8 protein-coding genes are annotated in these 25,843 nt (G+C 36.5%); 5 read left to right on the top strand and 3 right to left on the bottom strand.

Translation table 11 applies throughout. The features are described from left to right. Nucleotides 1-2 precede the first annotated feature (2 nt). From sov to HUE53_RS05770, 5 genes are all read left to right on the top strand, one after another. A complete protein-coding gene (gene sov, locus HUE53_RS05790) occupies nucleotides 3-7,187 on the top strand; it encodes a T9SS outer membrane translocon Sov/SprA (protein WP_192188860.1) in 7,185 nt (2,394 codons plus the stop codon). Nucleotides 7,188-7,254: 67 nt separating this feature from the next. After that, on the top strand, nucleotides 7,255-7,635 hold the full coding sequence (gene gcvH, locus HUE53_RS05785) for a glycine cleavage system protein GcvH (RefSeq protein ID WP_014166148.1): 381 nt from the start codon (nucleotides 7,255-7,257) through the stop codon (nucleotides 7,633-7,635). Further along, nucleotides 7,625-7,987: a VanZ family protein gene (locus HUE53_RS05780; protein WP_014166149.1), complete on the top strand. Its 363-nt coding sequence runs from the start codon at nucleotides 7,625-7,627 to the stop codon at nucleotides 7,985-7,987. Before gcvH ends, HUE53_RS05780 begins: the two co-directional genes overlap by 11 nt. 62 nt (nucleotides 7,988-8,049) lie before the next feature. Further along, the gene (gene deoC, locus HUE53_RS05775; RefSeq protein ID WP_192188775.1) at nucleotides 8,050-8,793 is read left to right on the top strand and encodes a deoxyribose-phosphate aldolase; all 744 of its coding nucleotides are present in this window, start codon (nucleotides 8,050-8,052) and stop codon (nucleotides 8,791-8,793) included. Nucleotides 8,794-8,805: 12 nt separating this feature from the next. Beyond that, nucleotides 8,806-10,896 carry a hypothetical protein gene (locus HUE53_RS05770; protein ID WP_014166151.1) on the top strand — a complete coding sequence of 697 codons (2,091 nt, stop codon included), beginning with the start codon at nucleotides 8,806-8,808 and terminating at the stop codon, nucleotides 10,894-10,896. Nucleotides 10,897-11,111: 215 nt separating this feature from the next. Here the strand turns inward: HUE53_RS05770 and HUE53_RS05765 are convergent, their stop codons facing one another. From HUE53_RS05765 to HUE53_RS05755, 3 genes are read right to left on the bottom strand one after another with little or no spacing between them, the layout of a single operon-like run. Next, complete coding sequence (locus HUE53_RS05765) at nucleotides 11,112-13,067, bottom strand: OmpA family protein (RefSeq protein ID WP_014165035.1); 1,956 nt, start codon at nucleotides 13,065-13,067, stop codon at nucleotides 11,112-11,114. 10 nt (nucleotides 13,068-13,077) lie between these two features. Further along, entirely contained in the window at nucleotides 13,078-13,992 is a 915-nt protein-coding gene (locus HUE53_RS05760) for a PorP/SprF family type IX secretion system membrane protein (RefSeq protein ID WP_065212963.1), read from the bottom strand. Between the two features lie 54 nt (nucleotides 13,993-14,046). Next, nucleotides 14,047-25,791 (bottom strand): T9SS type B sorting domain-containing protein, encoded by an 11,745-nt coding sequence (locus HUE53_RS05755; RefSeq protein ID WP_192188774.1) that lies wholly within the window; start codon nucleotides 25,789-25,791, stop codon nucleotides 14,047-14,049. Between the last annotated feature and the right edge of the window lie 52 nt (nucleotides 25,792-25,843).

The following is a 25,843-nucleotide window of genomic DNA, read 5'->3' as shown; positions in this document are numbered from 1 at the left end:
CATTGAAAAATAATTTTTCATTCCCATTCAATCTATTATTTAAAAACAGTTTTTATATACTGTTTTTCTTTGTTTTAAATACTGCCCATTCTCAGGAAGTAAAAGATACTTTAAAAGGATATCAAAAAGGAAAAATGGATTTGCCTGATCCCCAAAGTATTTTAGAAGCTTATACATACGATCCTGTAATGGATCAGTATATTTATACCAAATCTTTTGAAGGATTTACAATAGATTATCCAATTGTATTGACTCCTGATGAATATCAAAAATTAATAAAAAAAGAGGCTATACGTAAGTATTTTAAAGAAAAAGGAGATGCCGTAGCAGGACAAAAGAAAAATTCTGAAGAAAAGAAAAGAGATTTATTACCTCGATATTATATCCGTTCAGGACTTTTTGAGTCTATTTTTGGAAGTAATACAATAGATATAAAACCTACAGGAAGCGTGGAGATTGATTTAGGGATGCGTTATTCTAAACAAGATAATCCAGCCTTCTCTCCTCGAAATAGAAGTAATTTTAATTTTGATTTTGATCAGCGTATTAGCATGAGTTTGATGGGGCAAGTAGGAACACGTCTTCGAGTAAATGTTAATTATGATACAGAATCTACTTTTGCTTTTCAAAATTTAATAAAATTAGAATATACTCCTACAGAAGATGATATTCTTCAAAAAATAGAAGTAGGAAATGTTAGTATGCCTTTGAGCAATAGTTTGATTAGAGGTGCTCAAAGTTTATTTGGTTTTAAGACGGAATTAAAATTTGGAAGAACGACTTTTACAGGTGTGTTTTCTGAACAAAAATCACAAACGCGAACGGTAACGGCTCAAGGAGGAGGATTGATTCAAGATTTTGATATGTTTGCTTTAGACTATGATGCTGATCGCCACTTTTTTTTATCACAGTTTTTTAGAAATAATTACGACCGAGCATTGGAAACCTATCCTGTAATTAATTCAAGAACACAAATTACCCGTTTAGAGGTTTGGATTACTAATAGACAAAATAGAATTAATGCAGGAGTAGAAGGTAATAATTTGCGCAATATAGTTGCGCTATCGGATTTGGGCGAAGCTGGAAGTACCAAACTACTAGAAAATGAAATAGTAGGTTTAAATCCAATTCCAGCTAATTTTTTTAAAGTTTCAGCCGATACACCTGTAGATAATGCAAATAATGCCTTTAATCCTAAAAAAATAGGAGATGTAGGAAGTTTGTTGAATGAGGCTATACGAGATGTTTCAAACGTATCAACAGGTTTCAATGGACTAAATACCAGAGAAGGGGTTGATTATTCTAAATTAGAAAACGCACGTAAACTAAATCCTAATGAATATACATACCATCCACAACTCGGATATATCTCATTAAATCAGCGTTTGACAAATGATGAAGTATTAGCTGTTGCTTACCAGTATACAGAAGGAGATAAAGTGTATCAAGTTGGAGAGTTCGGGAATGATGGCGTTACTTCTTCTACAACAGATATAAATGATATACCTGTTACAAAAGCTCTGATTCTAAAATTATTAAAACCTAATTTAAATAATGTAGATAAACCTATTTGGAATTTAATGATGAAAAACATTTATCAAATTCCTGGAGCGTATCAATTAGAAAAAACAGACTTTAAATTCAATATATTATATACGGATCCTTCACCTATAAATTATATAACCTTAGAAGCTCCCCTACCTTTGAGAGGAGATATATCTAATGTGCCTTTACTTAAGGTGTTCGATCTAGATAAATTAGACTTTTATAATGACCCTAGTAGAGGTGATGGTTTTTTTGATTTTTTACCAGGTCTAACGATAGATACTCAAAATGCCCGTATTATATTTACTAAAGTAGAACCTTTCGGGAAATCTTTATTTGAAAAACTTACTTCTAATAATGGTACTGAAAAATATAATGATGAAAGTTCGTATAACTTAAATCAAAAAAAATACGTTTACACTAGCTTATATAGAAAGACTCAAGCAGCAGCTTTGCAAAATAGTGAAAAGAATAAATTTCAATTAAAAGGTAAATTTAAATCTACGGGAGGCGATGGTATTTCGTTAGGGGCTGTGAACGTACCAAGAGGATCTGTTGTAGTAACTGCAGGAGGAAGAGTTTTACAAGAAGGAGTAGATTATACCGTTAATTATCAAGCAGGACGCGTACAAATTTTAGATCCCTCGTTACAAGCATCAGGAACCCCTATTCAAGTTTCTGTTGAAAATAATTCTATGTTTGGTCAGCAAACTAGACGCTATATGGGATTTAATATCGAACATAAAATTTCTGATAAATTTCAAATTAACGGAACTTTAATAAATATGTCTGAACGTCCTTTTACACAAAAGACGAATTACGGACAAGAATCTGTAAATAATACAATGTTTGGTCTAAATGGTAACTTTTCAACAGAAGTGCCTTTTTTTACAAGATTAGTTAATAAATTGCCTAATATTGATACGGACGCACCTTCAAATCTTTCCTTTAGAGGGGAGTTTGCATACCTTATGCCAGGAACTTCTAAAATTGACCGATTAAATGGTGAGTCTACAGTATATATAGATGATTTTGAAGGATCGCAATCATCTATTGATATGCGTTCACCTCAGTCATGGAGTTTAGCCAGTGTTCCAGATGAATTTCAGGATAAATTAAGTTCTAGTAATTTGAGTTATGGTTTTAATAGAGCTAAATTATCTTGGTATACTATTGATCCTATATTCTATACAAGTCAAAGACCATCAGGAATTACCGATGACGATATATCTACCTATGATACCAGACGGGTTTATATAGATGAGTTGTATCCGCAAACCAGTATTGCTATAGGAGACTCAAGAGTAGTAAATACGCTAGATTTAACTTATTATCCTAAAGAAAGAGGACCTTATAACTTTAACCCAGCGGCATTAAATAACCAAATGCCAGATCCTACAAAATCTTTTGCAGGTATTATGCGCCCTATTACTACCACTAATTTTGAACAGGCTAATGTTGAGTATATTCAGTTCTGGTTATTAGATCCGTATTATAAAAACTTAAACGGAGTATCTACTGCTAATACTGGAAAAATTACAATTCATTTGGGAGAAGTGTCAGAAGATGTTCTAAAAGATGGTAAAAAAATGTATGAAAATGGATTGCCAGGATTAGGCTCTGATCAAAAAACATTACTTTCTCAGTGGGGTAAATCTCCTGCAAACCAGTCACTTATTTATACGTTTGATTCAAATAATAACAATAGATCTTTACAAGATGTTGGTCTTAATGGTTTAAGTGATGACGAAGAACGTATAAAATTTCCTGAATTTGCTAATCAAGATGACCCAGCAATGGATAATTATCAATATTATTTAAATACTTCAGGGAAAATTGTTGATAGATATAAAAAATATAATGGAACAGAAAAAAACTCTCCCGTAGATGTTACGGATAGTAATAGAGGTAATTCTACCATTCCAGATGTTGAAGATATCAATAGAGACAACACCATGAATACAGTCGAAGGATATTATAAATTTGAAATAGACATAAAACCAAATGTAAAAGCAGGTGATAAATACGTAGTAAGTGAACGTATAGATAATGACCGTGATCTAGGAGCAGGACAAAAGACTAGTGTACGTTGGATACAATACAAAATTCCAATATCAGAAGGAATACCAATGGGAGGTATTTCAGATACTCGTTCCATTCGTTTTATGCGTATGTTAGTCAACGGATTTAGCGATCAAATTACTTTGCGTTTTGGAGCCTTAGATCTTGTTAGAGGAGAATGGAGGCGCTATGGTGGGCAACTAACAAGTATTGTAGATCCAAATACTAATTTTGAAGTACAAAGTATCAACATAGAAGAAAATGGACAACGAAGCCCTATTCCTTATGTTTTGCCACCTAATGTAAAAAGAGAACAAATTAATAATAATAATACGGTCGTTAATCAAAATGAACAATCATTGCTTTTGCGTGTAGGTTCAGCAAACGATGAAACAAAAGGGTTAGCAGATGGTCAAGCAAAAGCAGTATTTAAAAATGTAAGTGTTGATATGCGTCAATACAATCGTTTGAAAATGTTTTTGCACTCTGAATCTTTACTTAAATCAGATGATTTGAAAGATAAAGAATTAAGTGCTTTTATACGTTTTGGAAATGACTTTACTAATAATTTTTATGAAATTGAAGTTCCATTAAAAGTAACTCCTTTTGGACAAGCAATAGCAGAAAATGTTTGGCCCGTTGAAAATGAAATTAACTTAGCACTTTCTGCATTAGGAAAATTAAAACTAGAAAGTTTTAAAGCAGATCCTCAGTTTATAGATGCTGACGACAAATCCTATGTCAGAGATGCTACAGTATATGATAATGGAGCAACTGCCGGTATGAAAATTAGAGTAAAAGGAAATCCAAACATTGGTTATGTACGTACCCTAATGGTAGGACTTAAAAATCCCAAAGGAGGAGAAACAACTTCAAAAGTCAGAGGAGAGGTTTGGTTTAATGAATTGCGTTTGGCTGAAATGAATGAATCGGGAGGTATGGCAGCAGTTGCAAGCTTAGATACGAATATGGCTGATTTTTTAACACTTTCTGCAACGGGACGTATGGGGACTATTGGTTTTGGTTCTATTGAACAAAAACCCAATGAAAGAAGTCGTGAAGATATGTGGCAGTATGACCTAGTAACAAATGTTAGTTTAGGAAAATTATTACCTAAAAAGTGGGGCGTTAATTTACCTTTTAATTACGCCATAGGAGAACAAACAATTACACCAGAATACGATCCTCTTTATCAAGATTTAAAATTAAAAGATGTATTAGCAGTCGCTCAAACTGAGGAAGAAAAAGACGCTATAAGAAAAAGATCTGAAAATTTTACCAAAAGAAGGAGTATCAATTTTATTGGAGTTAAAAAAGAACGATCACCAGAGCAAAAACCTCATGTTTATGATGTTGAAAACCTTACACTTTCTTATTCATACAATGAGATGAAACATCGTGATTTTGAAGTTCAAAATGTTTTAGATCAACAGGTGCGTACAACAGCTGATTATGCCTATGCGTTTAAAACGAAAACTATTGAACCTTTCAAACAAACTTCTTTCATGAAAAAAAGTGCCTATTGGAAACTGTTGAGTGATTTGAATTTTAATTTATTACCCTCTAATATTAATTTTAGTTCATCCATCCTTCGCCAATTCAATAGACAACAATTTCGTCAAGTAGATCAAAGTATAGTAGCAGGAGTTGAACCATTGTATCGTAGGAATTACCTATTTAACTATAATTATGGTTTTAATTTTAATTTTACACGTTCGTTTAAAGTGAACTATACGGCCACTACAGGTAATATTGTGAGGACTAATTTAATTAATCAAAATGACGATTCTCAAAAACCAGAATATACAGTTTGGGATGATTTTTGGAATGTAGGAGAACCCAATCAACACAATCAACAAATTACGGCCAACTATACCTTGCCTATAGAAAAAATACCCGTGCTCTCTTTTATAAAATCAGATTACACCTATACAGGAAATTATTCTTGGAACAGAGGTTCTGATGCTATGAGGAATTTTTATCCAGACAAATTGGCTAACCCTAATTTAGTTTATGATTTAGGAAATACGATACAAAATGCTAATACGCATAAATTGAATACTAGTTTTTCAATGACTAATTTTTATAAGTATATTGGATTAGTTAAGTTTTCAGAAAGAAGTAAAAAACCTGTTAAGCCTGTTACTCCCGTAACAGTTCCTAAGCCTGGAGAAAAAATTGTTGCAAAACCAAAAGAAAAAATAGTAAAACAAAATGTGTTTTTAGACGGTCTAATAGGTGTTGCTACTGCAATTAAAAATATACAGGTAAACTATTCAGAAACCAATGGTACTCTATTGCCTGGATATTTGCCATCTATAGGGTTTTTAGGTTCTTCAAGACCTTCATTAGGTTTTGTTTTTGGGATGCAAGATGAAGTTCGTTTTGAAGCGGCTAAAAATGGATGGTTGACAAACTATGATAAGTTTAATCAGAATTTTACCAAAGTAAATACCAAACAATTACAAGCTAATGCTAAATTAGAACCATTTACTGATTTAACTATAGATTTAGTAGCGGATCGTACGATATCTAATAATTATAGCGAACAATTTACAGTAACTGATGGGAACTATAATTCGTTATCTCCTTATCAAACTGGTAATTTTTCGATTAGTACACTAATGATTGGTACGGCTTTTGCAACCAGTGATGAAAATGGTTCTAGTGCTTTTGAAGCATTCAGAAAGGGGAGGAAAGAAATTGCTCAACGTTTAGCTCAAGAGCGTGCTTCTTATGATCCTTTATATGATCCAACCCAAGTGGATTCAGATGGCTTCCCTAAAGGATATAGCAAAAATAGTCAGCAAGTATTATTGCCTGCTTTCTTAGCAGCATATACCTCAGATTTTAGAAGTTCATCAAATGTTCCTTTAAGTTTTAATAGATTCTTCCCTTTACCTAATTGGAATATAAAATATACAGGATTAATACGGTATAAATTTTTTAAAGAACGTTTTAGAAGTTTTAGTATACAACATGCTTATAAATCAGCCTATACCTTAAATTCCTATCGTTCAAATTTTGAGTACGATAAAAATCCAAACGGAGTTGATGTATCAGGTAATTATTATAGCTCAACTCTTATTGGAAACGTAAATTTAACAGAGCAGTTTAGCCCTCTGTTACGATTAGATATTCAAATGAAAAATTCATTAAAATTTATAGGAGAGATAAAAAAAGATCGCACACTTTCTTTGAGCTTTGACAATAATTTGTTAACAGAACTCAAAGGACAAGAATATATATTTGGTATAGGATATCGTATTAAAGATGTAACTGTTCGTTCACGATTAGCAGATAACAATACAGGTGTTGTTAAGAGTGATATTAATCTGCGAGGAGATATTTCTTTTAGAAATAATAAAACGATAGTAAGAAATATAGATTATAATAACAATCAACTAGGAGGAGGACAGAATATTGTAACAGCAAAGTTTTCTGGAGATTATAAATTTTCATCTAACTTAACCACATTGTTCTATTTTGATTATAATTTTAATAGAGCAGTTATTTCTACTTCATTCCCTATTACAAACATTAGAGCAGGTTTTACTTTGCGTTATACACTAGGAAATTAATTTTTAGAAATATGATTTTGATATTATTTTAATAATTATACTTTTGTATCATAAATAATAAAAAACAATGAACATACCAACTAATTTAAAGTACACTAAAGATCACGAATGGGTGAGTGTTGATGGGGATATTGCCACAGTAGGAATCACAGATTTTGCTCAAAAAGAGCTTGGTGATATTGTATACGTAGAGGTTGACACTTTAGACCAAACACTTACTAAAGACGAAGTCTTTGGAACAGTAGAAGCAGTAAAAACAGTTTCAGATTTATTTTTGCCATTATCTGGTGAAATTGTTGAATTTAATGAGGAATTAGAATCTAATCCTGAATTAGTAAACTCGGATCCTTATGGAGCTGCTTGGATGATTAAAGTGAAAATTTCAGATGCTTCTGAAATAGAAGGATTGTTATCAAGTGAAGATTATAAAAATCTTATTGGAGCCTAAAAAAAAATCTATTTGGCTGGCTTTATGTTGGACTTTCTTAATTCTTTTTTTAAGTTTTAAGGTACCAACATTAAATCCTAAATATACTTTTCCAAATGAAGACAAAGTAGTGCATTTTGTATTCTACTTTGTCTTTGTTTTTTTATGGATTAGATATATAGTGGCAAGCCAAGGCTTGAATTTTAAAAAAGTAATTGTTTTAACAATTATTGCCATATTAATCAGTGTTTTAGTTGAAATAGGTCAAGCCTTTTTAACAATTAATCGTTCGGCTGAAATTCAAGATATCATTGCAAATAGTTTGGGAGCCATAAGCTCGGCTATTCTTTCCTATCGTTTTTTTAAGAAATAAAATGATTAAAAGCAGTTCGTGCTTAATTAAGATTTTTTATTTTTATCAAAAAATAAAAAAATATGGACGTTAGAGAATATTTAGATTCTACCTATTTAAAAAAGGCAGAACAAGCAGGACTTACAAATGAAGAAAATACAAAAAAAGTAATTGAAACTATTCAAGAAGCTATAAAAGAACGCTTCAAATTAGTAATGATTCGTCCTGAATATGTGAGTACAGCTCGAAAAATGATTGACGAACAAAATTCTGAACTTCTTGTTGGTACCGTTATTGATTTTCCTTTTGGAACCGATTCAGTAGACTCAAAAATTAAAGAAGCTACAAAAGCAATTCAAAACGGAGTGGATGAATTAGATTATGTAATAAACTATGAAGCCTTTAAAAAAGGAGAAATAGAATTAATAAAAGAAGAAACGATTCAGTGTACTCAATTAGGACTTTCAAATAATAAAGTTGTGAAATTTATTATTGAAGTAGCCGCTTTAACAGATGATCATATTATTCAAATTTCTAGTTTAATTCGTAATACTGTTGTTGCAAATTTTAGTGAATCAGAATGTTCTAAAGTTTTTGTAAAGTCCTCTACTGGCTTTTATCCAACAACTGATGGAAAACCAAATGGAGCAACAATTCACACCATAAAACTGATGTTAGAAAACTCTTCTCCACTTCCTGTAAAAGCAGCCGGAGGAGTTCGTAATATAAAAGAAGCAAATGACATGATTGAATTAGGGGTTAAAAGGATAGGTACTTCTGCGGCTAAGACAATAGTTGAAGGTTTGTCTGCTACAGGTGTTTATTAATCAGGTTTACAAATGAGATTTTTATTTGCTCTTTTGTTAGTAATGACTTCTAGTGTAGCTCAAGACACTAAACATGAAAAGGTTCCCGTTTTTCCTCAATGTACTCAGAGCTCTGAATCAGAATTAGAAAAATGTTTTCATTTTCAACTAGAAGATTTCATATACAATAACTTTAAAATGCCTTTACAATTGGCATCTAATAATTCTTCGGGAAAAGTAATTACACTCTTTGAAGTAGATGCAGAAGGACACTTTAAGATAATTTATGTTGATGCTTTATATCCCGAATTAATTGCAGAAACCAAAAGAGTTTTTAATTCTTTGCCTATTATAACTCCTGCTACCTATAATGGAATGCCTACTTATTCTAGGTTCACGTTTACAATGGTTTACCCTTTTTTAAAAGGTAAACCATTTGAAAAAACAGAAGAAAAAAAGATTATTTCTGGTATAAACAAAGAAAATTCAACAGAACTTGACAGCGTAGAAAAAGAATATCAAAAGTTTAATAATCCACAGTTTAAAAGTAATTTAAACATCCCATTTTCGCATAGTTACTATGCTAATTTTGATAGCTATATGAATCAAGTGGGAACGAATAGTCATACCGCATCCAAGCCGCTAAGTTATAAAGAGGTTGCTCGTTATTATGATTTTGAAAAAAATAATCAAAGTATCTTAATCAATAAAAAGAACTGGTGGGGACGTAAAATTTTTAATGAAAATTTAGTAGCTATTCAAGGAAAAGACTATTGGTTTACCTTAAATCCTATATGGGATTTACGTATAGGCAAAACATCACCAGAGAAAGCAGGTTACACTTATAACAACACAAGAGCAATACAAATACAAGGAGCTTTGGGTGAAAATTTAACTTTTACTTCTTCTATTTTTGAAAGCCAGGGCTTTTTTGCAGACTATTATAATCGTTTGGCTATTTCTCAAAAACCATCAGGTGGTAATCCAGCCATAATTCCAGGTATAGGAATTGCTAAAGATTTTAAAGGAAATCAGTTTGACTTTCCATCAGCAGATGCTATTATATCTTATACGTCTTCTGATCATCTGAATATTCAATTAGGGTACAGTCGTAACTTTATTGGAGAGGGGTATCGCTCCTTGTTAGAAGGCGATGCCGCTAGTCCGTATCCATTTGTTAAAATAAATACTAGTTTTTGGAAAATTAAGTATACCAATACTTATATGTGGTTAAAAGATGTGCGCCCAGAAGTAACAGCAGAAAAAACCTATGCTACTAAATACATGGCTAATCATTATTTAAGTTGGAATGCTTCTAAACGGTTGAATATTGGATTTTTTGAATCAGTTGTCTGGTCTAATACAAATAATAGAGGTTTTGATTTAAATTTTGTCAATCCAATTATTTTTTATCGTTCGGTAGAATTTACTTCCTCCTCTAAAAGCGGTAATGCAGCAATAGGTTTAACAGCCAAATATAAATGGACCAATCGTTTTAATACTTATGGACAATTATTCATTGATGAATTTGCTGTGAGCGATATTTTTGGAGGAAAAAACAGTTGGCGCAATAAAATAGCCTACCAACTGGGAGGGAAATATTATGATGCCTTTGGTGTAAAAAAATTATACTTACAAGCAGAACTAAATATTGTACGTCCTTATGTGTATTCTCATAGTGAAGTAATTACTAATTATGGACATAATAATCAAAGTATGGGACATAATTGGGGATCAAATCTAAACGAAATAGTAACCATTGCTCGTTATACAAAAGGGCGATTATTTGCCGAAGCTAAGTTTAATTTTGGTTTACGAGGTTTTGATCCTGATTTAGTAACAGATAAAAAAAATTATGGTTCTAATATATATAAGGATTACGATTTAGATCGCTCGGCAGATAATGGAGTGGTTGTAGGACAAGGTAATAAAACTAAAATAATAATTGCGGATCTAAATGCTGGGTATTTATTAAATCCAAATACCAATTTAAAGTTCTTTGCTAATTTTGTGTACCGATCGTTTAAACCAACACTAAATACGGTTCAAGTTTTTAATGAAAACACAACTTGGTTTTCTTTAGGTTTGCGTTCCGATATATTTAATTGGTATTTTGATTATTAATCAGAACTTATCCATATAATATATAAACTTTTTAAAAGAACAGATGGATCAAACAAGAAGAAGGGGTGCCCTAAAAATAAAAGTGTAACGGTCTAATTTGTCACTTAGACGAGAGGAGAAATCGCATTAGTCTGTGTGGTTTGCTCTTCTCTTCGTTCTAGCCTCCTTTTGATTGAAATGACAAGATTTCGATTTTTTAGGGCACTCTTTTTTTATTACATTTTTACAATGATAAATTCACTTCTTCTGTTTGCTTGATGTTGTTCTTCTGTGCAAGAAGATTGATTGGTTGGTTCGCAACCACAATCATTTACTAATTGTGATTCGCCATAACCACGTCCTGTTAAACGATCTTTAGCAATACCGTTTTTAACTAACCAAGCTACTGTTTCTTTTGCTCTACGATCTGAAAGTTTAGCATTATAGGCTACTGTTTGACGACAGTCGGTATGTGATCGAACATCTACCTTCATGGTTGGATATTGCTTCATTACTTCTAAAATCTTGGCTAATTCTACAGCTGCATCAGCACGGATAAACGATTTATCTAAATCGAAATAAATGATTTTAATTTCAAATATTTTAGCTAAATCGGATCCTTCTTGTATTACACGTACTTTTTTAGCGGTGTCAATAGGTAGATTTGTTTTTCCTGTTTTATTTGGAATGTCTACTGGTTTTTCTTTGGTTTCATAATCTTCTTTTTCTGCTCTTACGTAATATTTTTTACCCGCAGGAACTTTTTTGAAATCATAAAAACCTTTTTCATCAGCAAGAACTTTTCCTATTTCATTAAACGTCTCATCATATAATGTTACTGTGGCTCCAGGAATTACTTCTCTAGTTTCAGAATTTGTAACAACACCTGCTAGTTCGTGTTGAATTTCTAGATTGAGTGGTGATTTTTCTATAAAGCTATAGATGTCATCTAATCCTTTGCCTCCTGAACGGTTTGATGAAAAGAAGCCTTTTCCTTTTTCGTCTATGATAAAGGCGAAGTCATCCATCGGACCATTTACTGGAGATCCTACATTTACTAAATTGGATACCATGCCTTTCTCATCTAATTGTGCGGCATAGATGTCTAATCCTCCTAGTCCTTGTTGACCATCGGTTGCATAATATAGTACACCTTTGTCAGTTATGAAAGGAAAGGTTTCTCTGGCTTCTGTATTGATTGTATTTCCTAGGTTAATAGGTGTTCCGTAGCTATTTTCTCCTAAAATAGCTACCTTGAACAAATCCGATTCTCCGTATGTTCCTGGCATATTAGAAGCAAAATATAAAGTCTTTTCATCAGGGGATAAAGCCGGATGGGCTACACTGTATTGATCGCTATTAAATGGTAGTTCTACTATATTAATCCATTCTCCTTTTGCATTTAAATTAGCACGATAGATTTTCAGATTGATGATTTTTTTATCATCTCTTCCTACTTTTCCTTCATTGAAATTATTACGGGTAAAGTATACCGTTTTTAAATCTTTGGTAAAAACGGGAGAATCTTCGTGATATTTAGAATTGATTTCTTTAGCAAAACGAGTTGTATTAAGAAGATCGTCTCCTGTTTCATTTTTATCAGCAGCATACAGGTTGGTAAATGATTTCCCTGTCCATTTAGCTTTTGCTTTGAAAACGCCGATGGTATCTCTAGTAGATGCAAAAAGTACTTTGTCTCCATAAAATGCGGTACCATAATCGGAAGAACTGCCGTTAATGCTTACTGGTTTTATTTCAAAACGCCCAGAATTTTTTGCGATAATATTTTTATAATCTTTTTGATTATTATAAATATTGGCTCTTGTATCCTTTGATGTTAATTCATAAAACTTACTCATATATTCATCGGCTTTTTTGTAATCTTCTACCGATTTGAGGGTTTGTGCATAACGATAATAGTATTCGGGTTCTACTGTTTCGCCTAAAGCAAATAATTCAGCATACCATTTATGAGCATCTACTAATTTAGCATTGTAATAATACGAATCTCCTAGGCGTTGGAATAACTCTTTGGATTTATATCCTTTTTGAGCTACTTTTAAGTAGGTGTCAATTGCATCGACGTATGCTAAACCATTATAGTGATTACCTGCTTTTATGATTTTTTTCTCTTGTGCATATCCTCCGTGCAAAGACAATCCTAATACGGTAAATAAAATTATTTTTTTCATAATAATAGTTTTAGAAGAAACGTGGGGCTACCACTTTTTCTACACGTTTAAACAATTCATAACGTAAAAATACTTCATGTGAGCCAGAGTTAAAATTTCCTAATCTGGTAACATCTCGATCATAGGCATATCCTATCAACCATGAGTCATTAATCTGAAATCCTGCCATGGCACTCCACGCAGCGCTCCAACGATAGGCGGCTCCCAATGAAAATTTTTCATTAAACCAAAAATTCCCTGATAAATCAACTTGTAATGGGGCTCCATTAACATATTTAATCATCGTTGTGGGTTTAAACTGTACTTCGCTACTTAAACGAAATACGTGTCCCGCTATTAAATGGGGGTGCATACGTTCACTGGCTACGTATTGCACGTCATTATCATAATATTTTTGTTCTAATATAAAAGGGATGGATAGTCCTACATAGGTCTTATCTGAATACCAAAATGCTCCAGCTCCTATATTAGGAAAAAAACGATTGTCTACATTTTGTCTTATCAAACCGTCGGATACATTATGAATCTTAGTCTTATTAAAATCAACACTAAAAAAATTGGCTGTTCCTTTTATACCAAACGACAATTTAGAATTCTCGGAAGTATTAATATTATAACTAAGGTCTACTGATATAGCATTTTCATCTGATGGACCTATTTTATCGTTTATAACACTTACTCCTAATCCCATCCTATTGTTAAGACCTAAAGGGGTACTCATTGCGACTGTATTTGTCTTTGGGGCTCCTTCTAATCCTACCCATTGGGAGCGGTGCATTACTAAAGCACTAAAACAACCGCGGGTACCTGTGTAACCAGGATTTACATTAGCAGTGTTATACATATATTGAGTATACTGTGCTTCTTGTTGAGCAAAACCAACTCCACTCATTAAAAGTAGTAAATATATAATTTTGTTTTTCATATCATATTATTTTTTAAATATCCTCCGCCCTAAAGGCGGAGGTATATTAATTCTCTATCTATTGATATATAAATAACCTGCTTTCTCTTTGGTTACACCACTCGTGTTCTCATACTTAAACATATAATAATATGTCCCTTCTGGCAATTCTTCTAATTGTTTGATCGTAACTCGTCCTGATGATATCCCTCGGAATGCTCGATCATTATTATTATATCCTTTTGCCTCATATACTAATACTCCCCATCGGTTGTAAACTTCTACTGAGTTATTAGGAAATTTATCTACACCATCTATAAAAAAGACATCGTTATCTCCATCTCCATTAGGGGTCATGTGATTATACACTACAACTTCCTCATTGTTTGATGGATGAACCGTTACTGTTACAGTGGCGGTATCGCAAATAGTGTTAAATGGTGTTAGCAAACAAATTTTGTAAGGGATAGTATAAGTTCCAGAAGGTGTTCCAGAAGGTACTATTACGTTACCATTTAAATCAATGTATGGATTTTTTTGACCTGTCCAAGCAGTTGTTGTTAATGTTATGTTATTTAAATTTGCTTGATTTCCGTCAGCTAAATCGGATCCATTTCCATTATCTGTAAATATATTTCCTAATGTCTCTCCTTGACTGCCTTTTTGAGAAGAAAAGGTGTCGTTTTGAGCGTTAACTGTAGGTTCACTTACTACTACAATTGAATTAACATTGCTGCAGTTTTTAGGGTTGTTCACTTCACAAATGGTGTAGTTAACGGTGTATGTTCCGGCAGGGGTGTTAGCTGGTACGGATACTGTTCCGTTTGGATTTACGATTAGTCCAGAACCTACAGGAACTGTACTTGCTGTAATTTGAACATTACCAGGGGCTGTTCCTACTGTTACCAATGCTCCATTAAGTGTATCATTGGCAGTTAGTGGCGCTGTTGTTCCTCCCGATAGACCGTTTATAGGCGCTGTTGTTTCTGTTACGGCTATAATTTGAGGAGTATCTACTACTACAATTGAATTAACATTGCTGCAGTTTTTAGGGTTGTTCACTTCACAAATGGTGTAGTTAACGGTGTATGTTCCGGCAGGGGTGTTAGCTGGTACGGATACTGTTCCGTTTGGATTTACGATTAGTCCAGAACCTACAGGAACTGTACTTGCTGTAATTTGAACATTACCAGGGGCTGTTCCTACTGTTACCAATGCTCCATTAAGTGTATCATTGGCAGTTAGTGGCGCTGTTGTTCCTCCCGATAGACCGTTTATAGGCGCTGTTGTTTCTGTTACGGCTATAATTTGAGGAGTATCTACTACTACAATTGAATTAACATTGCTGCAGTTTTTAGGGTTGTTCACTTCACAAATGGTGTAGTTAACGGTGTATGTTCCAGCAGGGGTATTAGCTGGTACGGATACTGTTCCGTTTGGATTTACGATTAGCCCAGAACCTACAGGAACTGTACTTGCTGTAATTTGAACATTACCAGGGGCTGTTCCTACTGTTACCAATGCTCCATTAAGTGTATCATTGGCCGTTAGTGGCGCTGTTGTTCCTCCCGATAGACCGTTTATAGGCGCTGTTGTTTCTGTTACGGTTATAATTTGAGGAGTATCTACTACTACAATTGAATTAACATTGCTGCAGTTTTTAGGGTTGTTCACTTCACAAATGGTGTAGTTAACGGTGTATGTTCCGGCAGGGGTATTAGCTGGTACGGATACTGTTCCGTTTGGATTTACGATTAGCCCAGAACCTACAGGAACTGTACTTGCTGTAATTTGAACATTACCAGGGGCTGTTCCTACTGTTACCAATGCTCCATTAAGTGTATCATTGGCAGTTAGTGGCGCTGTTGTTCCTCCCGATAGACCGTTTATAGGCGCTGTTGTTTCTGTTACGGCTATAATTTGAGGAGTATCTACTACTACAATTGAATTAACATTGCTGCAGTTTTTAGGGTTGTTCACTTCACAAATGGTGTAGTTAACGGTGTATGTTCCGGCAGGGGTATTAGCTGGTACGGATACTGTTCCGTTTGGATTTACGATTAGCCCAGAACCTACAGGAACTGTACTTGCTGTAATTTGAACATTACCAGGGGCTGTTCCTACTGTTACCAATGCTCCATTAAGTGTATCATTGGCAGTTAGTGGCGCTGTTGTTCCTCCCGATAGACCGTTTATAGGCGCTGTTGTTTCTGTTACGGCTATAATTTGAGGAGTATCTACTACTACAATTGAATTAACATTGCTGCAGTTTTTAGGGTTGTTCACTTCACAAATGGTGTAGTTAACGGTGTATGTTCCAGCAGGGGTATTAGCTGGTACGGATACTGTTCCGTTTGGATTTACGATTAGTCCAGAACCTACAGGAACTGTACTTGCTGTAATTTGAACATTACCAGGGGCTGTTCCTACTGTTACCAATGCTCCATTAAGTGTATCATTGGCAGTTAGTGGCGCTGTTGTTCCTCCCGATAGACCGTTTATAGGCGCTGTTGTTTCTGTTACGGCTATAATTTGAGGAGTATCTACTACTACAATTGAATTAACATTGCTGCAGTTTTTAGGGTTGTTCACTTCACAAATGGTGTAGTTAACGGTGTATGTTCCGGCAGGGGTGTTAGCTGGTACGGATACTGTTCCGTTTGGATTTACGATTAGTCCAGAACCTACAGGAACTGTACTTGCTGTAATTTGAACATTACCAGGGGCTGTTCCTACTGTTACCAATGCTCCATTAAGTGTATCATTGGCAGTTAGTGGCGCTGTTGTTCCTCCCGATAGACCGTTTATAGGCGCTGTTGTTTCTGTTACGGCTATAATTTGAGGAGTATCTACTACTACAATTGAATTAACATTGCTGCAGTTTTTAGGGTTGTTCACTTCACAAATGGTGTAGTTAACGGTGTATGTTCCAGCAGGGGTATTAGCTGGTACGGATACTGTTCCGTTTGGATTTACGATTAGCCCAGAACCTACAGGAACTGTACTTGCTGTAATTTGAACATTACCAGGGGCTGTTCCTACTGTTACCAATGCTCCATTAAGTGTATCATTGGCCGTTAGTGGCGCTGTTGTTCCTCCCGATAGACCGTTTATAGGCGCTGTTGTTTCTGTTACGGTTATAATTTGAGGAGTATCTACTACTACAATTGAATTAACATTGCTGCAGTTTTTAGGGTTGTTCACTTCACAAATGGTGTAGTTAACGGTGTATGTTCCGGCAGGGGTATTAGCTGGTACGGATACTGTTCCGTTTGGATTTACGATTAGCCCAGAACCTACAGGAACTGTACTTGCTGTAATTTGAACATTACCAGGGGCTGTTCCTACTGTTACCAATGCTCCATTAAGTGTATCATTGGCAGTTAGTGGCGCTGTTGTTCCTCCCGATAGACCGTTTATAGGCGCTGTTGTTTCTGTTACGGCTATAATTTGAGGAGTATCTACTACTACAATTGAATTAACATTGCTGCAGTTTTTAGGGTTGTTCACTTCACAAATGGTGTAGTTAACGGTGTATGTTCCGGCAGGGGTATTAGCTGGTACGGATACTGTTCCGTTTGGATTTACGATTAGCCCAGAACCTACAGGAACTGTACTTGCTGTAATTTGAACATTACCAGGGGCTGTTCCTACTGTTACCAATGCTCCATTAAGTGTATCATTGGCAGTTAGTGGCGCTGTTGTTCCTCCCGATAGACCGTTTATAGGCGCTGTTGTTTCTGTTACGGCTATAATTTGAGGAGTATCTACTACTACAATTGAATTAACATTGCTGCAGTTTTTAGGGTTGTTCACTTCACAAATGGTGTAGTTAACGGTGTATGTTCCGGCAGGGGTATTAGCTGGTACGGATACTGTTCCGTTTGGATTTACGATTAGCCCAGAACCTACAGGAACTGTACTTGCTGTAATTTGAACATTACCAGGGGCTGTTCCTACTGTTACCAATGCTCCATTAAGTGTATCATTGGCCGTTAGTGGCGCTGTTGTTCCTCCCGATAGACCGTTTATAGGCGCTGTTGTTTCTGTTACGGCTATAATTTGAGGAGTATCTACTACTACAATTGAATTAACATTGCTGCAGTTTTTAGGGTTGTTCACTTCACAAATGGTGTAGTTAACGGTGTATGTTCCGGCAGGGGTATTAGCTGGTACGGATACTGTTCCGTTTGGATTTACGATTAGCCCAGAACCTACAGGAACTGTACTTGCTGTAATTTGAACATTACCAGGGGCTGTTCCTACTGTTACCAATGCTCCATTAAGTGTATCATTGGCCGTTAGTGGCGCTGTTGTTCCTCCCGATAGACCGTTTATAGGCGTTGTTGTTTCTGTTACGGCTATAATTTGAGGAGTATCTACTACTACAATTGAATTAACATTGCTGCAGTTTTTAGGGTTGTTCACTTCACAAATGGTGTAGTTAACGGTGTATGTTCCGGCAGGGGTATTAGCTGGTACGGATACTGTTCCGTTTGGATTTACGATTAGCCCAGAACCTACAGGAACTGTACTTGCTGTAATTTGAACATTACCAGGGGCTGTTCCTACTGTTACCAATGCTCCATTAAGTGTATCATTGGCAGTTAGTGGCGCTGTTGTTCCTCCCGATAGACCGTTTATAGGCGCTGTTGTTTCTGTTACGGCTATAATTTGAGGAGTATCTACTACTACAATTGAATTAACATTGCTGCAGTTTTTAGGGTTGTTCACTTCACAAATGGTGTAGTTAACGGTGTATGTTCCGGCAGGGGTATTAGCTGGTACGGATACTGTTCCGTTTGGATTTACGATTAGCCCAGAACCTACAGGAACTGTACTTGCTGTAATTTGAACATTACCAGGGGCTGTTCCTACTGTTACCAATGCTCCATTAAGTGTATCATTGGCCGTTAGTGGCGCTGTTGTTCCTCCCGATAGACCGTTTATAGGCGCTGTTGTTTCTGTTACGGCTATAATTTGAGGAGTATCTACTACTACAATTGAATTAACATTGCTGCAGTTTTTAGGGTTGTTCACTTCACAAATGGTGTAGTTAACGGTGTATGTTCCGGCAGGGGTATTAGCTGGTACGGATACTGTTCCGTTTGGATTTACGATTAGCCCAGAACCTACAGGAACTGTACTTGCTGTAATTTGAACATTACCAGGGGCTGTTCCTACTGTTACCAATGCTCCATTAAGTGTATCATTGGCAGTTAGTGGCGCTGTTGTTCCTCCCGATAGACCGTTTATAGGCGCTGTTGTTTCTGTTACGGTTATAATTTGAGGAGTATCTACTACTACAATTGAATTAACATTGCTGCAGTTTTTAGGGTTGTTCACTTCACAAATGGTGTAGTTAACGGTGTATGTTCCGGCAGGGGTATTAGCTGGTACGGATACTGTTCCGTTTGGATTTACGATTAGCCCAGAACCTACAGGAACTGTACTTGCTGTAATTTGAACATTACCAGGGGCTGTTCCTACTGTTACCAATGCTCCATTAAGTGTATCATTGGCCGTTAGTGGCGCTGTTGTTCCTCCCGATAGACCGTTTATAGGCGTTGTTGTTTCTGTTACGGCTATAATTTGAGGAGTATCTACTACTACAATTGAATTAACATTGCTGCAGTTTTTAGGGTTGTTCACTTCACAAATGGTGTAGTTAACGGTGTATGTTCCGGCAGGGGTATTAGCTGGTACGGATACTGTTCCGTTTGGATTTACGATTAGCCCAGAACCTACAGGAACTGTACTTGCTGTAATTTGAACATTACCAGGGGCTGTTCCTACTGTTACCAATGCTCCATTAAGTGTATCATTGGCCGTTAGTGGCGCTGTTGTTCCTCCCGATAGACCGTTTATAGGCGCTGTTGTTTCTGTTACGGCTATAATTTGAGGAGTATCTACTACTACAATTGAATTAACATTGCTGCAGTTTTTAGGGTTGTTCACTTCACAAATGGTGTAGTTAACGGTGTATGTTCCGGCAGGGGTATTAGCTGGTACGGATACTGTTCCGTTTGGATTTACGATTAGCCCAGAACCTACAGGAACTGTACTTGCTGTAATTTGAACATTACCAGGGGCTGTTCCTACTGTTACCAATGCTCCATTAAGTGTATCATTGGCAGTTAGTGGCGCTGTTGTTCCTCCCGATAGACCGTTTATAGGCGCTGTTGTTTCTGTTACGGTTATAATTTGAGGAGTATCTACTACTACAATTGAATTAACATTGCTGCAGTTTTTAGGGTTGTTCACTTCACAAATGGTGTAGTTAACGGTGTATGTTCCGGCAGGGGTATTAGCTGGTACGGATACTGTTCCGTTTGGATTTACGATTAGCCCAGAACCTACAGGAACTGTACTTGCTGTAATTTGAACATTACCAGGGGCTGTTCCTACTGTTACCAATGCTCCATTAAGTGTATCATTGGCCGTTAGTGGCGCTGTTGTTCCTCCCGATAGACCGTTTATAGGCGTTGTTGTTTCTGTTACGGCTATAATTTGAGGAGTATCTACTACTACAATTGAATTAACATTGCTGCAGTTTTTAGGGTTGTTCACTTCACAAATGGTGTAGTTAACGGTGTATGTTCCGGCAGGGGTATTAGCTGGTACGGATACTGTTCCGTTTGGATTTACGATTAGCCCAGAACCTACAGGAACTGTACTTGCTGTAATTTGAACATTACCAGGGGCTGTTCCTACTGTTACCAATGCTCCATTAAGTGTATCATTGGCCGTTAGTGGCGCTGTTGTTCCTCCCGATAGACCGTTTATAGGCGCTGTTGTTTCTGTTACGGTTATAATTTGAGGAGTATCTACTACTACAATTGAATTAACATTGCTGCAGTTTTTAGGGTTGTTCACTTCACAAATGGTGTAGTTAACGGTGTATGTTCCGGCAGGGGTATTAGCTGGTACGGATACTGTTCCGTTTGGATTTACGATTAGCCCAGAACCTACAGGAACTGTACTTGCTGTAATTTGAACATTACCAGGGGCTGTTCCTACTGTTACCAATGCTCCATTAAGTGTATCATTGGCCGTTAGTGGCGCTGTTGTTCCTCCCGATAGACCGTTTATAGGCGCTGTTGTTTCATTTACTGCACATATTTGATTATATACTGTTATAGCAGATGATGGAGGTGAAGTACAACCATTAGAATTAGTAACTGTGAAGGTATAAGTATTACCTGGATTTAGTCCTGTAAAATTTACACTAGTTCCAAAGCCATTTAAAGTGAGACCACTTGGCGATGTTATAATAGTCCATGGATCTGATGTTGGTAAACCATTTAAAATAACACTTCCTGTTGAAGTGATACAGTTTGGTTGTGTAATAGCTCCTGTTATAGGGGCTGATGGTGTTACTGGTTGTGTATTAATAGTAATAGTTGTAGCAGCTTGTGCAGTACAGGTGTTATCAGTAGTACTTCGTACTCGTAAGGTATAGGTAGCAGGATTTAATCCGCTAAATACGTTGCTGGCTTGATAACTTGTTCCGTTATTAATACTGTATTCTACATCCGTTTGTGTAGTAAAGGTAATGGTACCTGTTGATAGTGTACAAGTAGGTTGTAATGTTGTAGCTGTAGGGGGTGTAGGCGTTGCAGGTTGCGCATTGATAAGAACCTGTGCACTTACAGCAGAAGTACATCCCGCCGCATTGGTTTCCGTAAAAGTATAAGTACCCGCATTAGCAGTAACTACTCCCGTTGCTGAGATATTTAAAACCGCAGGATTGAAATTATAAACACTATTGGAATTATACCCTATAATTTGAAAACTACCCGTAGCAGTAGCACAAGTAGGATGGGTAACAGCCCCCGCTAATGGCGCATTAGGCGTTGCAGGTTGCGCATTGATAAGAACCTGTGCACTTACAGCAGAAGTACATCCCGCCGCATTGGTTTCCGTAAAAGTATAAGTACCCGCATTAGCAGTAACTACTCCCGTTGCCGAGATATTTAAAACCGCAGGATTGAAATTATAAACACTATTGGAATTATACCCTATAATTTGAAAACTACCCGTAGCAGTAGCACAAGTAGGATGGGTAACAGCCCCCGCTAATGGCGCATTAGGCGTTGCAGGTTGCGCATTGATAAGAACCTGTGCACTTACAGCAGAAGTACATCCCGCCGCATTGGTTTCTGTAAAAGTATAAGTACCCGCATTAGCAGTAACTACTCCCGTTGCCGAGATATTTAAAACCGCAGGATTGAAATTATAAACACTATTGGAATTATACCCCATAATTTGAAAACTACCCGTAGCAGTAGCACAAGTAGGATGGGTAACAGCCCCCGCTAATGGCGCATTAGGCGTTGCAGGTTGCGCATTGATAAGAACCTGTGCACTTACAGCAGAAGTACATCCCGCCGCATTGGTTTCCGTAAAAGTATAAGTACCCGCATTAGCAGTAACTACTCCCGTTGCTGAGATATTTAAAACCGCAGGATTGAAATTATAAACACTATTGGAATTATACCCTATAATTTGAAAACTACCCGTAGCAGTAGCACAAGTAGGATGGGTAACAGCCCCCGCTAATGGCGCATTAGGCGTTGCAGGTTGCGCATTGATAAGAACCTGTGCACTTACAGCAGAAGTACATCCCGCCGCATTGGTTTCCGTAAAAGTATAAGTACCCGCATTAGCAGTAACTACTCCCGTTGCCGAGATATTTAAAATCGCAGGATTGAAATTATAAACACTATTGGAATTATACCCCATAATTTGAAAACTACCCGTAGCAGTAGCACAAGTAGGATGGGTAACAGCCCCCGCTAATGGCGCATTAGGCGTTGCAGGTTGCGCATTGATAAGAACCTGTGCACTTACAGCAGAAGTACATCCCGCCGCATTGGTTTCCGTAAAAGTATAAGTACCCGCATTAGCAGTAACTACTCCCGTTGCCGAGATATTTAAAATCGCAGGATTGAAATTATAAACACTATTGGAATTATACCCCATAATTTGAAAACTACCCGTAGCAGTAGCACAAGTAGGATGGGTAACAGCCCCCGCTAATGGCGCATTAGGCGTTGCAGGTTGCGCATTGATAAGAACCTGTGCACTTACAGCAGAAGTACATCCCGCCGCATTGGTTTCCGTAAAAGTATAAGTACCCGCATTAGCAGTAACTACTCCCGTTGCCGAGATATTTAAAACCGCAGGATTGAAATTATAAACACTATTGGAATTATACCCCATAATTTGAAAACTACCCGTAGCAGTAGCACAAGTAGGTTGGGTAACAGCCCCCGCTAATGGCGCATTAGGCGTTGCAGGTTGCGCATTGATAAGAACCTGTGCACTTACAGCAGAAGTACATCCCGCCGCATTGGTTTCCGTAAAAGTATAAGTACCCGCATTAGCAGTAACTACTCCCGTTGCTGAGATATTTAAAACCGCAGGATTGAAATTATAAACACTATTGGAATTATACCCCATAATTTGAAAACTACCCGTAGCAGTAGCACAAGTAGGATGGGTAACAGCCCCCGCTAATGGCGCATTAGGCGTTGCAGGTTGCGCATTGATAAGAACCTGTGCACTTACAGCAGAAGTACATCCCGCCGCATTGGTTTCCGTAAAAGTATAAGTACCCGCATTAGCAGTAACTACTCCCGTTGCCGAGATATTTAAAACCGCAGGATTGAAATTATAAACACTATTGGAATTATACCCCATAATTTGAAAACTACCCGTAGCAGTAGCACAAGTAGGATGGGTAACAGCCCCCGCTAATGGCGCATTAGGCGTTGCAGGTTGCGCATTGATAAGAACCTGTGCACTTACAGCAGAAGTACATCCCGCCGCATTGGTTTCCGTAAAAGTATAAGTACCCGCATTAGCAGTAACTACTCCCGTTGCCGAGATATTTAAAACCGCAGGATTGAAATTATAAACACTATTGGAATTATACCCCATAATTTGAAAACTACCCGTAGCAGTAGCACAAGTAGGATGGGTAACAGCCCCCGCTAATGGCGCATTAGGCGTTGCAGGTTGCGCATTGATAAGAACCTGTGCACTTACAGCAGAAGTACATCCATTAGAATTAGTGACAGTAAAAGTATAGGTGTTATTTCCTGTTAGTCCATTAAAAATTGCATTAGTTCCAGAACCTGTTATGCTAGTGCCACTAGGTGAAGCTGTAACAGTCCATGTGCCCGATGAAGGTAAATTATTAAAACTAACACTTCCTGTAGAAACATTGCAGCTAGGTTGTGTTATACTTGATATAATAGGAGCTGTTGGTAATGGGTTGACTATTACATTTGTTGAATCTGATATAGTACAGCCTCCAGGTGTTGTAACAACCAGTGTGTAGACACCATTATGGCTAGTATTACTATTTGCTATTATTGGGTTTTGTTGATTCGATGTAAAACCATTTGGTCCCGTCCAGTTATAATTAAGCATCCCTGAAATAGAAGTGAAGATTATAGGAGAACCAACGCAGGAAGTAAGAGGATTAGTAGTTAATGTTGTTTTTGTAATATTTACCCAGTGATCTTCAGCTTCTCCATCAGCAGCAAAACCAGAAGGAGGAAGATTTTGAGTAGTGGATAATCTTAATCTAGCATAATAACTGTTGCCAGAAGTGAGGCCACTAATTGGATTTAAAGGGACATTTATGTTTCCATTTGTGCCCGAAGGAATTGTAACATTCGTGTTTTCATTGTTGTCAAAAATACCATTTGAATTAGCATCTATCCATAAATTTAAATAAGCTAAACTGGCAGTGGTGTTTTTTACAAATACGGTTCCTGTACACGTAGACCAGTTAATATCTTGTATGCCATCTTCATCATCAATTCCAGTAATGTCATCTGTATTAGGTGTCGTGCCATTAGTTACGGGATTATAGTTGCTTTCAACATCTATATTAGTACCAAGAATCAAGTTTGGGCTTACAAAAGAACCTTTTTGTGTGTCTGATACGTTGGTTGTTGTGCTTAAGGTATTTAGACTAGGTGAGGTAAAAGTTCCTCCTTGGATAGAATTGTTTACTATATGAGTAGCTTTTCCGTATGAGTTAGGAGCATCAGAGTAATCTAGATCCTCTATAAAACCAATACCAAAATGTTGTCCGCCACCTCCTTTTACTTGAGCGTCTATATAGGGAACATCTTCAGCAATTAATAAGGCATCACCTCTACTATCTCCAGTTCCAGGATTGGTAACTTTAATGGTTCGTCCTGCATTTGATACGTCTAGTCGGATGGATGAGTTAGTCCAATTATCATTTTTTATATACTTATCTAAGTATCTTACGGTTCCTGATGGGACTGTAATTTGATAGAATTCGCTAGTACTAGCTAGTGTTTCTGTTCCTCCTATGACAAAGGCGGCCACATTACCCGATATGCCATTTGGATAATTGGCTGTTATGGTAATTCTGAAAGTAGAAGTACAAGCATTGCACCCGTTGTTTATACCCACAATGTTACCAGCTCCAGTATTTCCTCCAATATTTCCATAACCACTAGGAAAGTTGTTTCCAGAATAATCATAAGAATTACTGGATTTGGGAGTGCCTGTAACGTTTGATATTGTGGCTTGATAAAGGACACCCGCGGGAGAAGTGAAAGTTCTTGAGGATCCGTTAGTAATTAAATCACCTCCAGCGCCGTCTTTATTAAGATCCCAATTTAACCAAAAGATACGATCTTTATAAAGTCCACTACCTGTTGTAGCTTTACCTGCATCTGCAACTTGTGCAGATGCTACATCCGCGAAGAGATAGCTTAAAAATAGGTATAAAAAAATTATTTGTATTCGAAGATTGGGGGCTTTCATTTTTTTTAATATTTTATAGCGTAAAGTTAATAGTTTTTTTTAGCTTATTTTG

This window comes from Flavobacterium columnare, assembly GCF_014844295.1.
GTDB classification, from domain to species: domain Bacteria; phylum Bacteroidota; class Bacteroidia; order Flavobacteriales; family Flavobacteriaceae; genus Flavobacterium; species Flavobacterium columnare.
The sequence above is the reverse complement of the archived record's forward strand: the minus strand, read 5'-3'. Positions and strand labels throughout refer to the sequence as shown.

What these genes read in the sequence shown, in the direction of transcription:
- gcvH (WP_014166148.1), top strand. Translation starts at nt 7,255, where the DNA reads ATGAACATACCAACTAATTTAAAGTACACTAAAGATCACGAATGGGTG.
- deoC (WP_192188775.1), top strand. Translation starts at nt 8,050, where the DNA reads ATGGACGTTAGAGAATATTTAGATTCTACCTATTTAAAAAAGGCAGAA.
- HUE53_RS05770 (WP_014166151.1), top strand. Translation starts at nt 8,806, where the DNA reads ATGAGATTTTTATTTGCTCTTTTGTTAGTAATGACTTCTAGTGTAGCT.
- HUE53_RS05765 (WP_014165035.1), bottom strand. Translation starts at nt 13,067, where the DNA reads ATGAAAAAAATAATTTTATTTACCGTATTAGGATTGTCTTTGCACGGA.
- HUE53_RS05760 (WP_065212963.1), bottom strand. Translation starts at nt 13,992, where the DNA reads ATGAAAAACAAAATTATATATTTACTACTTTTAATGAGTGGAGTTGGT.
- HUE53_RS05755 (WP_192188774.1), bottom strand. Translation starts at nt 25,791, where the DNA reads ATGAAAGCCCCCAATCTTCGAATACAAATAATTTTTTTATACCTATTT.